The organism is Verrucomicrobiales bacterium (genome assembly GCA_016793885.1).
GTDB lineage: Bacteria > Verrucomicrobiota > Verrucomicrobiia > Limisphaerales > UBA11320 > UBA11320.
In genome coordinates this window covers 57,464-74,919 of sequence record JAEUHE010000001.1, presented here as the reverse complement: position 1 = coordinate 74,919, position 17,456 = coordinate 57,464, and the positions used below count along the sequence as shown (strand labels likewise).

Here is a 17,456-nt window from a genome sequence, read left to right as displayed (position 1 = left end):
CAACCAACGGAAGGTCTGGGAAACGCTCCTCCAAATGCAGCAAATAACCGCCGAATACATGCTCTCAAACCTCCCCAATCCTCCTCGTCGCAAACGTCTCTCCAAAAAACGCTTAGGACTTAACTAACCGCCATTCAGAACAGACCTGGTTCCGGTCTCCCTCCGGTTTTCCCCATAGCGTCCTTTGCGTCCTTTGCGGTTTAAAACTCGGGCCCCTTCCCGTTCGTTTTGCCGATTGCCCGTGGGCAACTCCCAGAACTCATCACTCATTACTCGCAACTCATCACTCACGCCCCTCATCCTTTTTGGTAGTCAACCTGGCGATGTCCTGATAATGCTATTATCCCAAACCCAACACCTTAAGGCGTCGTATGTCGTGCCGAAAACACTATATGAAGAGTCAGAGATCGATCCTGTTCCATGTACTGATTGCTCTTTTCCACCTGCAGCTCGCCTTAGGAAGGCTTGAGGCTCAGGAAGGATTGGTGATCTCGGAGTTCCTGGCGGTCAACTTGAACAGTGGCAGGGACGATTTTGGTGAAAGTTCCGACTTTGTAGAGATTTACAACGGAACTCCTGCAGCGTTGAACCTGGAGGGCTATTACCTCACCGACGCACTCGATAACCTCACCCAGTGGCGCTTTCCCGCAACCAATCTGCTCTCCGGTCAGCACCTGGTGATTTGGGCCTCGGGTCGAGATCGCGCCCTACCCGGCCGCCCCTTGCACACGAATTTCCGTCTGAGCAGCAACGGCGATGCCCTGGCGTTGGTGAAGCCGGATGGAACCACGGTGGTCCACAAATACGAGTTTGGTCCGCAGGTCACGGATCGGTCCTACGGCCTGGAGGTCGAAATCCTCTCCTCGACCTCGTTAAACTTGGCCGATATCTCGGCGCGCTACTTCGTTCCCACCAATAACACGCTCAGCAACCGTTGGACGGCTGTGGCCTTCAGCGACGCCACCTGGCAGGTCGGCAAAGCGGGCTTCGGCTTCGACACCAACCCGGCCTCGCTTTTCACCCCCCTCATCACCACCGACGTCCGGGCCCCAATGCTGGGTGCCAGCACCAAGCGATCCAGCCTCTATGTGCGCATTCCGTTCGTGCTCGACGATCTGTCCCAGGCGGCCAACCCGCTCTTGCTCATGAACTATGACGATGGGTTTATCGCTTACCTGAACGGCACCGAGATTGCCCGGCGCAACGTTCCGGCCGCGACGGTTCCTAGCCACACAACCGTGGCGAGCAGCTCCCGAACCAACGCAGTCGCCATCGTGCCCGAAGAGCTTTCCACCCTCGCGCTGGTGCAGGGCTTCCGACCCGGCACCAATGTGCTGGCGATCCATGGGATCAACCGCTCCCAGTCGGACTCAGACTTCCTGCTGCTTCCCAACCTGGTCACGCGATCGATTCGGTATCTCACCGGGGTGGAACGTTACTTCGCCTCACCCTCGGTAGGCTCGGGAAATGCCCCCGGCTACCCAGGCTCCTCCAGCGGCGTGAATTTCTCGGTGAAAAGCACCACGTTCTTTACTCCTTTCGAACTCGTTCTCTCGCCCTTGGAGGTCAGTCCGCTGGGCCAGATTCGCTTCACGATCAATGGGACCGAACCCACCACCAACTCTACCCTGTACACCGGCCCGCTGCTGATCACCAACAGCACTCCGATTCGCGCCCGTTTGTTTGAACCCGGCTTCCTGCCCAGTCCAGTGACCTCGGAAGCTTACCTCAAGCTCAGCGCGGCCATGGCAACGGTGTCCTCGGACATGCCGCTCATCGCGGTGCACAGCTTCGGAGCGGGAGGCTTTGACGGCACGACCAAGAAGGGCTGCTTCCTGTTTGTTCATGAGCCCATCCGCGGCCGAGCCTCCTTCACCAATGCCCCACAAATGGTCTTCCGCGCCGGACTGAAGATCCGAGGCTCCAGCACGGCGGGTAACCCGAAGTACAATTGGGCGGTCGATGCGTGGGATGAACTGAATCGGGATACCGAAGTTCCCCTGCTGGGAATGCCGGAAGCCGCAGAATGGGTGTTTCACGCCCCCTTCTCGTTCGATCCCTCCTTGATCCACAATCCCTTTGCCAGCGAGATGTCCAATGGAATCGGTCGCTACGCCGGCCGCTACCGCTTCGCGGAAATCTATCTCAACGAGCGTGCCAGCACGAACACTCAGTCGACCCTGGCTCCCGGCAACTATTTCGGCGTCTACAACATCATCGAACGAATCGGGATTCATCCGAATCGGGTCGATATCCCCAAGCTCACCGCCGCAGATTTGCAGGCGCCCGAAATCACGGGCGGCTATCTCCTGAGCGTCGATCGCGACTTTGGTGGCGCGCCGGCGGAAAGCGCGGGCGGAGTTGGGTTCAACTTCATCGAACCGAAGTTCGAGGAAATGAGCGCGCCGCCGCGGAATGTGCAGCGCACCTACCTGCTCAATTACCTCAACGACTTTGGCCGAGCCCTCACTTCCCGAAGCTGGACCAATCCCACGGAGGGCTACCTCCCCTACATCGACCGCGGGGCGTGGATCGACTTTCACATCGTGAATATCTTCTCGGCTAACGTCGATGCCCTGCGCCTGAGCACCTACTTCTACAAGGATCGCAACGGACCCATCACGTATGGTCCCATCTGGGACTTTGATCGCGCGTTCGGCTCGACCGATGGACGCGATGCCGAGCCCCGGGTCTGGGATTCGGGAACCGGATTCTTCACCTATCCCTGGTGGGAACGCGTGTTCCGCGACCCCAACTTCTTCCAGGCTTGGATTGACCGTTATCAGGAGCTTCGCGAAGGCCTCTTCAGCGACGAGAGTCTGTTCGCCATCATGGATCGGCTGAATGCCCAGGTTCGGGAGGCAGCCCCGCGAGATCTCGTCAAGTGGGCGCAGGCCAAACGCGGCGGCACTCAGGATTCAGAGATCGCGTTCTTCAAGAATTGGCTGTCGCGTCACACCGACTTCATGGACACCAACTTCCTGGCCAAGCCCCAGGTGCTCGGCTTTGCCGGCACAGTGGCTGCCGGGACCCAAGTTCAGCTGACCGGGCCCTCCGGCGCCACCATCTACTACACCTTGGACGGCACGGATCCTCGAGCGCTGCATGGGGGGATCGATCCCAACGCCCTGGTCTACGCCGGGCCCATCCCCATCAATGGAGAAGTCCGCCTGGTCGCCCGCTCGCGCAATCCGAGCCACCGAAATCTCACGGGCGGCATCAATCCTCCGATCAACAGTGTCTGGTCCGGGCCTCGCCGCGTGCGGTTCACCTTGGATCCGTTGGCCGGCTCTACCGATCTGGTCGTGTCCGAGCTGAACTACCATCCCGCCGAGCCCACGGCCGCCGAACTCGCGTCCAACGCGAACCTGACCGCCGACGACTTTGAGTTCATCGAGCTGAAAAACCTCGGCAGCCAAACCGTCGATTTCTATGGGGCGCGCTTCACGAAGGGCATCGACTTCAATTTCGAGAATGCGTCGCTGTATCGCCTCGCACCCAACGCCTCACTGCTCCTGGTGCGCAACGAAGCGGCGTTCGCGGCCCGCTATGGCGCGCGACCGAACATTGCCGGAACCTTCGGAGGAACGTTGGATGACGGCGGAGAAACGCTGCGGCTGGAGCGACCCGACGGGCTGGAACTGTTTGAGTTCACCTACAACGATCGTTGGTACCCCACGACCGACGGGCTGGGCTTCAGTCTGGTCCGCCGGCGTTTCGATGTGGGCGACGGTTCGAGCGAAGCCTGGGGCCCCAGTGCCCAAGTGGGTGGCAATCCCGGGGAGGAGAACTTGCCAGCCCCCGGCATTGCACGGGTCTTGATCAATGAAATCCTCAGCAACCCGACATTCCCCACCCCCGACACGGTGGAACTGCTGAATCAGAGCGCGGCCACAGCCGACATCACCGGGTGGTTTCTCACCGATGATCCTAAGGTCCCGCGGAAATATGTCTTCCCGGCCGGGTCGATTCTGATCGCGGGAGGTTTCCTGACGGTCCATGCCGGATCCTTCAACAGCGATCTCCAGGGCACCAACGGCTTCCAGCTCAGCAGCCACGGCGATCAGATCTGGTTGTTCGCGGCCGATGCCGGCGGACAGTTGCTCGGACCAGCCCATGGGTTTCGCTTCGGCCCGGCCGCGGCTGGAGAATCTATCGGCCGACACCTGACCAGCGAGGGCAAGGAGACCTTTGTCACCCAGATTGCGCCCAGCCTGGGAGCCGTAAACCGGGGCCCGAAGGTCGGCCCCATTGTAATTAGCGAAATCGCGTATCACCCGCCCGATGTTCTGGCCAATCGGGCTTTCTGGGACAATGGGGAGGATGAGTACATCGAAATCCAGAATATCTCCACGACGGCGGTCACCCTCTATGATGCCGCCGAGAAGGCCGAGTGGCACCTGCGCGGGGACGTCGATTTCGACTTCCCGTCCACCTTCACACTCGCACCCGCAGAGTCCGCTGTGCTGGTGTCTTTCGATCCGACCAACACCACCGACTCGAATCGTTTCCGGGCCAAGTATCAGATTCCGGCAACTACAAAGATTCTCGGTCCTTACACGGGTAGGCTGAGCAACGCCGGTGGCGTGGTGCGCCTGACCAAGCCTGGATCCGTCGATCAAGACACCGGGGATCGCTCATACATTCTGGAGGACGAAGTGGAGTACGAGCAGAATGCTCCGTGGCCCGCCGGCGCGGATGGAGCGGGAGCCGCGTTGGTGCGAGCCCCGGCCAGCGCTTTCGGCAGTGATCCCGCCTCCTGGCAGGCGGGAGCGCCGACGCCCGGAGCCCTGCCGGTGGACGGTGCGCTACCTACCATCACCCAGGCCCCCGCCTCGCTCACGGCCGTGGCTGGAACGAGCGCCCAATTGACGGTTCAAGCCGCATCGGACTCACCGCTCCGCTATCAATGGCGGCATGAGGACCAGAATGTTGCGGGGGCAACCAACGCTCAGCTGGTTCTGGATCCGCTGCTCGCCGAACAGGGTGGCACCTACACCGTCATTGTCATGAACGCAGTCGGAGCCATTGAAAGCCCGGCCGCGACCTTGACGGTGCGCCTGCCGGCCCAGATCGTAAAACATCCCGTGGGCACCAACCTGCGTCCGGGCAGCAATCTTACCTTGGCCGTGATAGCGCGTGGAACCGGCACACTCCGCTACCAGTGGAGTTTCAAGGGCACGCGCATTCCCAACGCCACCGCCCCCACACTGGACTTGCAGAACCTGCAGTTGGCTGACACCGGCAGCTACACGGTTCAAGTCACTGATGACATCGGATCGTCGATCAGCCGTCCGGCCGTGGTCAATGTGCTGGTTCGACCCTCGTTCGTCAGCCAGCCACAAGCCACCATCGCGCTGGTAGGCGACACGGTGCTGATGTACGCGGATGCCGTGGGTCTGGAACCCATCGGCTATCGCTGGCGCAAAGGCGCCAGTCAAGTTCCCGCGGCCACCAACAGGGTCCTGCGCTTAGTGAACGTGCAGGAATCCAACGCCGGGGTTTACTCGGTGGTGGCGACCAATCTGGCTACCACAAGTACCGGCACCAACAGTCAGCCGGCGACGCTGGTGGTAATGAGGGATGAGGATAAGGACCGCATGGGGGATGCCTGGGAACTGCAATCCGGATTGTCTCCGACGGATGCCACGGATGCGTCCCGCGATGGAGACGGCGATGGCCAGACCAACCTTCAGGAGTTCCTGGCCGGCACCGATCCGCGGAACAAGGACAGCGTGCTGCGCATTGATGCCATCGAGCAGACCGCGCAAGGAACCGCGCTCTCGTTCGTGGCCCAGACCAACCGGGGATACACGGTGCAGTTCAAGGAATCGCTGGACCGTGGCGATTGGCAGACCGTCGCCCAAGTCACTGGCCGCAGCAACTCGATTCAAACCGTCGTCGTGGTGGACACGCGTCCGGCAACCGCTGAACGCCTCTATCGTTTGGCCGCCCCGCCACAGATCAGCACCGCGGTCGAGCCGCCCACCCTGCTCGCCTCGCCCGCCAGCCAAATTGTCGAAACGGGTGAATCCGTGACCTTCGAAGCTCAGGCAGTGGGTGAAGGCTTGGTGAAGTATCAGTGGTTTAAGGGAACCAGCGCGATCCCCGGTGCCACCGACAGCCAGCTCGTCCTGCCCTCCGTGAGCGTGGCGGACGAAGGCGCTTACAGTGTTCAGGTGTCGGACGACATCGCCAGTGTGACCGCGGGCCCGGCGCTGCTGACGGTGCTCCAGCTGCCCACGATCCAGGAACAGCCACAGGGGGTGACCCTCAACCCGGGAGCTCCGCTGACGCTAACCGTGGTGGCCAGCGGACCTGGAGCGCTGACCTATCAATGGATCAAGGACGAGCTGCCGATTCCCGGAGCGACCTCCTCAACCCTCCAGATCGCTGCAGTGAGCGCCAGCGATTCCGGTCGATATCGGGTCTCGGTCCGGATGGCGACAAAGAATGGCGAGCAGCGCCGCAGCAGCGCCATCGCTGAAGTGCTCGTCGGGGAATGATGCTTAACCTTCCCTACCGCCGTCGTCACGGCGGTAGGGAGAGACTTGATCGATGATCGATCCGATTGAGTTTATAGTTCTGATCTCGTCGAGCCCACTTTTGCCACGGATATCGAATATCAAACCAGGCCACCCCGCGGAGGGCCGGAATAGCTCGTCGCACCTGAGGCTCTCCGCGACGTGGCCGATTGGGTTTGTTCGCTCCGTAGGGGCATGTCAGGGCTCAACGGAGTTTCGCCCTACCTCGAGGGATGGCTACGTCAAAAGCGCGGAGACCACGTTGCCGTGGACATCGGTAAGCCGGTAATCCCGGCCGCCATGACGGAACGTCAGGCGTTCGTGATCCATGCCCAGCACATGAAGGATCGTCGCGTGAAAATCGTGAACATGCACGCGGTTCTCGACCACCGCTGCACCAATGTCGTCGGTGGCCCCATAGACCGATCCGCCTCGCACTCCCGCGCCGGCCATCCAAGACGAAAAACAGGCGCTGTGATGGCCTCGTCCTTTGTCACCATCCACTCCTGGGGTCCGACCAAACTCGGTAGTCCAGACGACGAGGGTATCGTCGAGCAACCCGGTCCGCCGCAGGTCGCGAAGCAGGCCCGCGATCGGCTGGTCGATCGCCCGCGCGTGCTGCGCGTGCTCGGCCATATCACCATGCTGATCCCAGTTGTGACTGGAACTCCCATCCACCAACTCGATAAACCTCACCCCTCGTTCCGCCAGACGGCGGGCCACCAAGCATTGCCAGCCAAAACCATCGGTCTGACCGCGCTTGAGCCCATAGAGGTCGAGCGTCGCCTCAGGTTCCTGAGACAGATCGAACACCTCCCGCGCCTCGGTTTGCATGTGAAAGGCCGTCTCGAACGTGCGAATGCGCGCCGCCAGCTCGCTGTCGCTGCCGCGATCGACCAAATGCCGGCGGTTAAAAGCTTCGGCCAATCCCAGCTCCTCCTCTTGAACCGAGGCCGCCGCGGTTCGACGATCCAGATTGGCAATCGGTTCCTTGCCGGGCACCACCCGCACCCCCTGGTGATAGGCCGGCAGAAAATCGTTGTTGAAAATCTGTGTGCCCGCGTAGGGAGAGCCAGCCGACAGCACCACGAAGGAAGGCAGATTCTGATTCAGGGTTCCCAAACCATAACTGACCCAGGACCCAATGCTTGGTCGCGAGAAGAAGAAGGAACCGGTATGGATCGCCAGGGTAGCCTGGTAGTGCTCGTTGTCATCCGACTTCATCGACCGGATCAAACACACCTCGTCCATGCACTGGCGGAGGTGCGGGAACAAATCGCTGACGAGCGTCCCGCACTGGCCTCCGGGACGAAACTCCCAGCCCGGCCGGAGCAGACGCCGCTGCTGGTTCGAAAGGCCTCCACCCACCCCCATCGTCTTTCCATCCGCCGCGAAGAGCTTGGGTTTGAAATCGAAGGTGTCCATGTGCGACACCCCGCCGTTGGAAAAGATGAAAATGACCCGCTTCGCACGGGATGGAAAGTGGGCAGGTCGGCTGGCCAGCGGGTCGTCCTCCGCCAGCAGACGAGAAATCATGCCCGGCAGCAGCAGCGAGCCGCCGACGAGCGAACGAATCACCTGGCGGCGGCTGGCTTTCGCTCCCGAACGCCCGTTCAGCCCGAGATGGAAATGGTTATTCACGTTTAAAACCCTTGGTCAGGTTAGTCCAGGTAGACGAATTCGTTCAACCGAAACAACGTCCGGGCATAAGCCTGCCAGCTCTCCACGTCAGCTGTTTGGGCGGAGGCACCTGACGCCCGGGATCGCTCCCGCACACGGTCAAGGAAGGCGACAGCGAGGGAAACCTCCTCCCCCGCAGGCACGCGTCCCAGCGCCTGACGGAAGGACAAACGAATCCGTGCGGCCTGATCCTCCCGGCCCGAGACAATACGGCCGGCGAATCGCTTGGCCTGCTCATGCACCAGCCCATCGTTCAGCAGGTGCAGAGCCTGCAGGGGGGTGGTGCTTCGAGTTCGGAACGCGGTGCTGGCCGCCGGATCGGCTCCATCAAAGATGGCCAGATAGGGATGCCGCTGAATGCGTTGAGTCATGAGGTAAACGCTCCGGTGTCGGGAGTCGTAGACGGCGCGGAAGGGATTGTGCTGGGTGAATTTCCAATCCTTCGGAGCCGGGAACGGATGGGCCCCGGGGAGCCTCAAATCCAAATCGCCTCCCAACCACAGCAGGCTGTCGCGCAGGGATTCCGCGTCCAGCCGACGCCGCGGGTAGCCCGAAAAGGTCTCATTCCCCGGATCCTGCTCCACGGCCCGGGCCGGGCGATGGCTCGACTGTTGATACGTGCTCGAGAGCATGATCCGTCGATGCATGGCCTTGACCGACCATCCGGAACGGATGAACTCCGTCGCTAGAAAGTCCAGCAGCTCGGGATGGCTCGGCGGTTTCCCTTGCTTCCCAAAATCATTGGGAGTGGCGACCAACCCTTTTCCGAAATGATTTAGCCAGATCCGATTCACCATCACCCGGGCCGTCAGTGGATTATCAGGACCAGTCAGCCAAGCGGCCAGTTCCCGGCGCCCACTCCCGCTTAGGCCGGGCGGGAAAGGCGCCCCCCCTAGGATGGTCAGAAAACGTCGTGGAACGGTGGGGCCCAACTTGGCGGGATCGCCCTTGATTTGGACCGGCACATCCTCCGGCTTCGCAGCCTCGGCGACGGCGTAAGCCATCTCGAAGGGTAACGGCCGGGATCGATGTTCCGCCGCGCGCGCTTCGGCCGACTTGAGGGTTTCTTTGGCAGCAGGCTGATCCGCCGTCGTGGCCGTCTTTAGCGCTTCCTTGAGCCGCTGGATTTCCCCGTCCAGTTTCCGCTGCTCCGACTCGCGATCTTGGATCAACTGCAGCGCCGCGCGGCGTTCACCTGACGACACCAACGGCACGAGATCACGTTGACGCTGGTCCAGCTCGATCCCCGGCCACGGATAGCGGGTGCTGTGGAAGATGCCATAGAGAGCGTAGTAGTCGGACGCCGTGATCGGGTCAAACTTGTGGTCGTGACAGCGCGCGCAGTTGAGGGTCAGACCGAGGAAGGTGCGACCCAGGTTATCCAGCGTGTCCTCAATGGTCAGATGCTGAGGGTAATCGTCGACCCGCGACCCGAAGCGGCGGGCGTTGGCCAGGTATCCGGTCGCCACCAACTGTTCCTTGGACTGCTCGGGCGTGGCCGAACCCAACAGATCGCCCGCAATCTGTTGAGTCACAAACTCGTCGTACGGCAGGTCCCGATTGAAGGCGCGGATCACCCAATCGCGATAGTGGCGCATCTGAGGAATGGGAAAGTCCGAGTTATCCCCCGCCGTGTCGGCGTAGCGCACGACGTCCAGCCAGTGCCGGCCCCAGCGTTCGCCATAGCGCGGCGAGGCAAGGAGTCGTTCGATCACGATTTCGAACGCTCGGGGAGAAGGATCCGTGACAAAGCCCTCCACCTCCTCCGGGGTGGGAGGCAACCCGATGAGGTCAAAGGTCGCCCTTCGGATCAGGACCTCGCGACTAGCCTCCGGGGCCGGAGCGAGTCCGGCAGCTTCGAGTCGGGCCAGCACGAAGGTATCCAGTTCCTGGCGCGCCCACGACCGACCCTGCACCACCGGACCCACGGGACGCCGAAGGGGCCGAAACGACCACCACTCCTTGGCCTTGGTCCAATCGATGGCTGAGCGCGCGAGAGCCGCCTGGGGAGTATCCTCCGTTCGCGGATCCGGCGCGCCCATGAGGATCCACGCCTCCAGGTCCACGATTTGCTCGGAGGTCAGCTTGCCCTTGGGGGGCATTACCAATCCTGGATCCGTGTGCCGCACCGCTTGAAGCAACAGGCTGGCCTCTGGTTCCCCCGGTGTGATGACCGGGCCGGAGTCTCCGCCTTTGATGATTCCCGCGCGCGAATCCAGGAAGAGGTTGCCCTTCAACTTTTCCGCCCGAGCGCTGTGACACGCGTAGCACTGCTCCGCCAGGACGGGACGGATGCGACGCTCAAAAAACTCGGTCTGCTCGGTGGACACCTGGGTAACAAAGCCCAAGGAGCGACCCGAGGGAATAGGACCCTCGCCCGTCCAAATTTCCAGGCCGGACAGATTCGCCGCCCCATGACTTGGCCCCCGGGCTGACACCGTGAGCTGACCGTTGGTCACCGCCGTTCTCCAGGGGCCGAGCCGTTTCCAAGCCCCTGCGGCTCCGCTATGGAAGCCGACCACCACCACCTGATCGTTCACCAGCAAGTCGAATCGCTCCGAGTGGTTGTCCTCCCAGACATAGAGAAAAACCTGATACTCCCCACGCGGAACCTCCGTGACCTGAATGTCCACCGAACTGCCCCACACGCTGCTTCGGATCATGGAGGCTCGGACCGAGTCAGTTGCTGGTCGTAGGGCGACGGCTTGGTTCTCGAAAGTCTTTCCCCGCACCACCAGGTTGGTCGTCCCCTGCCCCTCCCAATTCCGTCCGTCGATCCGGCAAGCGGGGCCGTTCAGATTGATCGCGCGATAAAAAGTCGCATCGGCCGCCATCAAACTCGGGTCGACGCAGAGCAAAGCCAGGCCAGCGATGAGAATCGCACCGGCCGAAACCACCCCGCGACCTGGAAAGGGATCGGGCATGGGGGAGAGTTTGACGCGAGCAGTGAGGCAGGCCAAGAGAGAAAACTCACACCCGCGATGTCAGGATGTGAGACAGATTTCCGGAACTACGCGGAGAGCTGTTGAACCGCAAGGGACGCAATGTAGGAACGGGAGGAGAAGGGATTTGCTACTCAAAACAGTTGAGGCCTGGGAGCTGGGACTCCCAGATTAGCCGCAAAAATCGAAAAGAGACGAAAGAAGCAGACGGACTCAGGGTGGAAGATTTTCTGAGTTCGGGATTTTTTCGTCATGTTTCGTTTCTTGCGGCTAAAAGAGCTGTCCGGCCTTTATCTTGGTGTAAGGGGGCGAGGCTCGGATATTTCTTTACCGAGCTACAGACCTGGTTTCGGTCTCCCTCCGGTTTTCCCCATAGCGTTCTTTGCGAGACCGGATGTGAGACAGATTTCCGGAACTACGCGGAGAGCTGTTGAACCGCAAGGGACGCAATGTAGGAACGGGAGGAGGAGGAATTTGCTACTCAAAACAGTTGAGGCCTGTGAGCTGGAACTCCCTGATTAGCCGCAAAGATCGAAAAGAGACGAAAGAAGCAGACGGACTCAGGGCGGAAGATGTTCTGAGTTCGGGATTTTTTCGTCATTTTTTGTTTCTTGCGGCTAAAAGAGCTGTCCGGCCTTTATCTTGGTGTAAGGGGGCGAGGCTCGGACATTTCCGCCCTGTCAGGCGGCGTTTCGATGCTCGGTCTCGCTGCCCGAGAAGCGTTCCCGCTCCTCTCCCAGTTTGGCACGCACCAGGGCGAACTCCCGCTCCAACCGGCGCATCAACCCGGCGCCGAAGTCAACCTTCCCGCTGCGACCCAACTCCTTCAGCTGATGGCAGGTCATCGACATCTGCCGGGCTCCGAAGTAACCCGAAGCACTTTTTAGCTTATGGGAGATCGCGACCACCTCGGCCGTGTCGCCCGTTTCCATGGCTCGCGAGAGTTCACCCAGCAGCCGGGGCGTATCCTCCAAGAACATATCCACCAGCGCTAGGAACTGGCTCGCCCCGTCCTCCGACCGGAGCGGACGCAACTCCTCGAGCATCCCCTCCTCGAGAACCACCGAGGTGACCTCGTTCGATAACGGGCCGACGCTGCTCTGCAACTGCGCCACAGCGCGGTCCAAGGCCACTTTGAGATCGGCCGTGGTCACCGGCTTGCTCACATAATCGTTCATGCCGGCCTGCAAGCACCGCTCGCGCGTCCCGGCCATGGCGTCAGCGGTCATCGCAATAATGTAAACGGAGTGATTCACCCCGCCCACCGGCGGTTTCTCACGTGTGCGACGCCGAATCTCCCGGGTTGCGGTATAGCCGTCCATCTCAGGCATTTCGCAATCCATCAACACCACATCGTAGGGAACTTTTTCAATGGCTTTCAACGCCTCAACACCGTTGGCGCAGGGATAAGCCTCATACCCCATCTGCAGCAATTTTCCGATCGCCACCTTCTGGTTCACCGGATGGTCCTCTACGAGCAGGATTCTCATATCTCTTGCGGGCGGACGCGACCCCAGGGAGACCTGGGGCGCGGTCTGGGTCTCGGGGCGGCGGGCCGAACCGCCAGGGGTTTCCAACTCCAACATCAATCGTCTCACTTGGCTCTGACGGATGGGCTGGAGGATGAGCCCCAGGAACCCGGCGGCATCCGCGCCCGACTCTTCCAGGTTTTCGTCCGATTCCCCGATAAGCACCAGACGGCTCGCGAAGCCACCGAGGCCTGTCGATCGAGCCTGCCGGGCAAATTCTAGCGCATCCTGGTCTTCCAGCCGGCGCTCGACCAAGATCCAATCGAAGGGATCATTCTGATTCTGCGCCACCCTCAGCCGCACTGACGCCTCCGTGCCGTTGGAGGCCGACTCCATCAGCAATCCCCAAGCGGCAAACGAACGACTGAGGATCTCGCGATCTTGCGGAAGCACCCCAACCAAGAGCACCCGACGTCCCGCCAAGGGGGCTCGGTTCAGCAAATACTCGGTTTCTCCCGTCGGAGCACGGCGTTGTTGGAAGGGCAACGTGAACCAAAATGTCGCGCCTTTACCCGGCTCGCTGATGAGCCCGATCTCGCCGCGCATCAACTGGACCAGTTGACGGCTGATCGCCAGCCCCAGCCCGGTGCCGCCATACTTACGCGAGGTGTCGGCATCACCCTGGGAGAAGGGAGCGAAGAGCCGTCCCTGCACATCCGAAGCTATGCCGCAGCCGGTGTCACGGACCTCGAACCGAAGCGTTTCTTCTCCATCCTGGTTCCCGACGCGAGTCACCCGAACGGCGACTTCCCCCTGGCTGGTAAACTTCAGGGCATTCCCCACCAAATTAGTGAGCACTTGTTTGAGCCGACGCGCATCACCCCGCAGTGAGACGGGCACGGCGGGATCCATTTGCAGCGTCAGGTGAACCCCTTTCTTACGTCCTGAGCCAGCCATGAGATCCACCACGGCTTCAACCGCATCGTGAAGGTCCAGATCCGCCAACTCGATTTCCAGCCGCCCGGCCTCGATCTTGGACAGATCCAAAATATCATTGATGATCAGGAGCAGGTTGTCCGCACTCCCCCGAATCGACTCCGCGTAGGTCCTCTGACGCACATTCAGAGGGGTATCCAACAGCAGCTCCGTGAGCCCGATGACTCCATTCATCGGAGTGCGAATCTCGTGGCTCATCTTCGCCAGGAACTCCCCTTTCGCGCGGCTAGCCGATTCAGCCGCGCGACGTTGAATCTCCAGCTCCTGCAGGGCGTCCTCCGCTCGTTCGAGATGTTTCTGAGCACCCGCTCGCATCACTTCCGCCAGCCGCAGGGCGCGATCCTTTTCTCCAAGCATTGCCACGAAAGTCATGAATAAGAGCGCCACGAGCGACAAGCCACCCAGCACGATCAGCGTGGGTTGATGTTGCGCATTCCGGTCGAAAAAACCCGGACCAGCCCGGTAGTGCAACGTCCAGGTATGGCCTCCGATGCGCAATTCGGAGATCTTGGTGAACTCCGGTTTCCAGCCTTTCGCCGGCTGGTCTCGTGCCGTCGGACCGCTGGAATCGTAGAGCAAAGACTCCAGGGATGACGTGGCACCATCAAAAATCCGAAACTGCACGTCCCGAGTTCCAGCCCCCAGAATCCCCCGCATCAAGTCAGCCACCCGAAAGGGGCAGTAGACAAAACCTAACAACTCGCTGCGTCTTCGTTCCAGCGACTCACGGTCGGAGCCGTTGCGGTACACCGGATGGTAAAGTAAGAAGCCCTTCTGCACATCGGCCTCCATCTCCTGCACGAGCGTCACCGCTCCGGACAAAGCGGGCTCGGCAGTATCGCGTGCTCGCTCCATGGCGATACGGCGGCGGGACTCGGAGAACATATCATAGCCAAACGCTCGCAAATTCCTGCCTTCGAACGGCTCCAAATAGACGATCGAGTAATATTCAGGACGCTCACCTTCGGGCCGAACTGTGTAGTCGGGAAACCCTTCAGCCCGCACCTTCTCGATGTGCTCCGGCAGCTGGTCGGGAAGCACTCGCTGCGCAAAGCCGAGGCCCTGGATCCCAGGAAGCCTCCTTTGTATTTTCAGCATGCCCACGAACTCCCGCCACTCCTCGCGTGTGACCGAACCGCGCGCCGCAAAGAGCCCAGCCCCCGCTGCCAAAGCATCCTGGTAACGCTGCATGCGCGAAACGATCAAAGTCTCCACATCCTCCGCCTCAATGCCAAAACGCAGCCGCGCGCGATCGCGAGCCGACTGTTCGGCCATCCACCACGCCACCGCGGTGGCGAGCAGCATTCCGAGAACAATAATCCAGGCCGTGACGGGGCTTCCGAGTGCGCGTCGAAGTAAGTTGGGAGGCGCGGCGTTCAAGACCGACGGCGGGCGCTCCTGAGACGCGGAAGGAGGATTCATGCGACGCTATCCCGCATTTCGATCCCCGCCCCATCCACACCACGAGCGCAGCCAGGAAATGGCGAGATTTCGCCCCGCCTCGTGGCCGGCACTAACTCACTCACCGAAACATCGGAAATGCACATCATGTTTTTGGAAATCCCTTGTGAGGATTCAAAGAATTCATCGGCAGACGCCTGCGCGCGTTTAGGAAAAGTTAAGTAGTTTACCTTGGAGCACCCGTCGGGGTGGCGGATCGCGCGGATGGTAGCCCCAGCCCTCTCCCGGTCGGACCGGGTTGAACCTGTTCGAGCCAGGAGTGGGCGATTTGACGCACTTTGTCGTCCGGGCACGTCGATTGGGAGAGCACCTCCTCCCGATCCAAGAGGTTGAGCGAGAGGAGACTGAGCAGGAGGCCTCGACGTGAGGGTCCCGTGCGTTGGGCGAGCAGCCGTTTGAGTTGGCGCGGATCCGGATGCATCCTCAAGGCGTCCACCGCAGAGAAGAAGACCACTGGATCTTCCTCCCGATCCAGTCGTCCGAGGATCCAGTCGTCCGTCCAGTGCCAGGCGCCTTGCTTGAGTGTTTGCCAAGCCTCCAGGCGGATGCGAGGCAACGGATCCTCGGTTAAGTCCAAAACCTCAACCGGAGGTGCCAGGGTTCGGTCGGCCCGCGAACGCGATTGTCTCCAGGCCAGGATGCGCAAGGCTTGAAGTCTACGGTTCAATCCCTGATCAGCCCGCAGCCAGCGGATGACAGGGTCGTACTGTGGACCTAGATCTGGATAGGCCCGCCCAATGACCCAGAGCAACCAGGTCTCTTCCCTCTGCTCAAGGCGCCCACGTTCGACCAGAGATCGCACCGTGCCCAAGTCGTTAAAGCCCCGCAGGATCAGCTCTTCGTGAGCATTCACCCTCCAGGCAGGCAGCGCACTCGAAAGGTCCTCGATAAGTTCAACCATGGTCCAGAGTCCACGGGGATGCGTTCGTTTGGGCTTACGCCAAGTGGCAGGACGTGGCGACGTGGGGACGGGGGCGATTCGGAAAATTCGGCCCTCGTTCTCCTGTCGGCCCTCCCGCCAAACAGCACCCGGCTCTCGCCCCCAGCCAGCGACGTAAACAGCCCCATCAGGGCCCCACGCCAAATCCATCGGTTGATACCAGCCCTTTCCTGCCTGGAGAAAGGGCTGGGGGTCCGAGGTGGCTTTCATCAGCGCGCCGTCCCACTGAGGACGGTAAATCGAAGTAGCCTGCCGGAGCGCATCATTGATCAGAAAAGCGCCTCGGTAGGCAGAAGGCCACAGCGGCGAGTCCAGAAACAAGAGGCCCGTCGCTCGCCCTGGGAACAAGGGGACGCTCGCAGGAACGGTTACCCCCATCACATCGCCGCCTGCACCCGGCTTCATCCACCCATGCCCCCAGCCAAAATGGGCGCCCGTAAAAGGGGCAATCAGCTTGCCTGCTTCCAGAGTAATGGCGTCAGCACTCAGCCAATTGAACCCGGAGTCAAAGGTCAAAGCCTCCGGATTCCGACACCCCCGAGCCACGATTTCCAAACCCCGGCCCCGTGCATCGCAGCGGAAAACACCTCCTTCCCGCCCCTCCGCCCCCCGAGAGTCATGGTAGGTGCGGCGGTAGTCCTTGCGATGAAAACTCTGAGCGGGGGGCAGATCGGGGCTTCCCCGAGGTCCCGGCACTCCCCACAGATCACGAAACGGTTTCGGAGCAACCCGTCCCGGCTCGCGTGGTGAATCGCCGTCGAGACTGAGCCCTGACGAGCTTCCCTTGCAGAAGTAAAGCCTGCCATCCGGAGCCCAGGTCAGCCCGTAGAGACCCTGCGCCGAACTCCCCAAGTCGGTATAGATCTTCACGTACTCGTCGGCGATGTCGTCCCCATCCACATCTCGAAGGACTGTCAGGTCCGGAGCATTGCCAACCCAGAGCTCACGTCCGTGCCATGCCATTCCCTGGATGCAGTTCAGGCCTTCCGCGAAGGTTTTTGCGACCTCCGCCACCCCATCGCCATCCACATCCTCCAGCACCACGATCCGGTCCCCCGGGGTATCAGGTTGCGGAGCTGGATACTGAGGGCCCATTCCCACGCATAGACGCCCCCGGTCGTCGAAGGCCAACGCCCACGGATTGCGTACAACGGGGTCTCGGGCAAACACCGAAATTGAGAAGCCCGGCGGCACCTCGGGCAGCAGCTCCGCATTCCCAAATCGATCGCCCGGTTGCGCCACGCTGGCGCCCCCCAGGCAAAGGCCTAGAAAAAGCCCTCCTCGCAGCACGGTCATGGAGAGGTACGTCTTCAGGACTCCGACGCGCCTCACCTGACATGCTTGGCTGCGCGTCCGGGGGCTGAAACGGATCGCTCGTCCGAGGAGCGACCATGAAACAGGGGGAACCAGAGTCATCGGTCCACTCCCCGTTGGTGCGAGGTGG

Annotated in this window: 5 protein-coding genes; 1 reads left to right on the top strand and 4 read right to left on the bottom strand. The window is 61.2% G+C overall.

Annotated features, from left to right (window positions below; all coding sequences use genetic code 11):
- Positions 1–392 precede the first annotated feature (392 nt).
- Positions 393–6,506: a lamin tail domain-containing protein gene (locus JNN07_00250; protein MBL9166151.1), complete on the top strand. Its 6,114-nt coding sequence runs from the start codon at positions 393–395 to the stop codon at positions 6,504–6,506.
- 255 nt (positions 6,507–6,761) lie between these two features.
- On the opposite strand, the gene JNN07_00245 is transcribed toward JNN07_00250, so the two are convergent.
- The 4 genes from JNN07_00245 to JNN07_00230 all read right to left on the bottom strand — a co-directional run bounded on the left by JNN07_00245 (position 6,762) and on the right by JNN07_00230 (position 17,308).
- Entirely contained in the window at positions 6,762–8,060 is a 1,299-nt protein-coding gene (locus JNN07_00245) for a DUF1501 domain-containing protein (protein MBL9166150.1), read from the bottom strand.
- A gap of 125 nt (positions 8,061–8,185) precedes the next feature.
- Entirely contained in the window at positions 8,186–11,128 is a 2,943-nt protein-coding gene (locus tag JNN07_00240; GenBank protein ID MBL9166149.1) for a PSD1 domain-containing protein, read from the bottom strand.
- A 698-nt stretch (positions 11,129–11,826) separates the two neighbouring features.
- Complete coding sequence (locus tag JNN07_00235) at positions 11,827–15,033, bottom strand: CHASE domain-containing protein (GenBank protein ID MBL9166148.1); 3,207 nt, start codon at positions 15,031–15,033, stop codon at positions 11,827–11,829.
- A 205-nt stretch (positions 15,034–15,238) separates the two neighbouring features.
- The gene (locus JNN07_00230; GenBank protein MBL9166147.1) at positions 15,239–17,308 is read right to left on the bottom strand and encodes a hypothetical protein; all 2,070 of its coding nucleotides are present in this window, start codon (positions 17,306–17,308) and stop codon (positions 15,239–15,241) included.
- Between the last annotated feature and the right edge of the window lie 148 nt (positions 17,309–17,456).

Bases quoted from the DNA above. Each gene is read 5' to 3' on its own strand.
- JNN07_00245 (MBL9166150.1), bottom strand. From the start codon at position 8,060: ATGATTTCTCGTCTGCTGGCGGAGGACGACCCGCTGGCCAGCCGACCT.
- JNN07_00250 (MBL9166151.1), top strand. From the start codon at position 393: ATGAAGAGTCAGAGATCGATCCTGTTCCATGTACTGATTGCTCTTTTC.
- JNN07_00240 (MBL9166149.1), bottom strand. From the start codon at position 11,128: ATGCCCGATCCCTTTCCAGGTCGCGGGGTGGTTTCGGCCGGTGCGATT.
- JNN07_00230 (MBL9166147.1), bottom strand. From the start codon at position 17,308: ATGACCGTGCTGCGAGGAGGGCTTTTTCTAGGCCTTTGCCTGGGGGGC.
- JNN07_00235 (MBL9166148.1), bottom strand. From the start codon at position 15,033: ATGAATCCTCCTTCCGCGTCTCAGGAGCGCCCGCCGTCGGTCTTGAAC.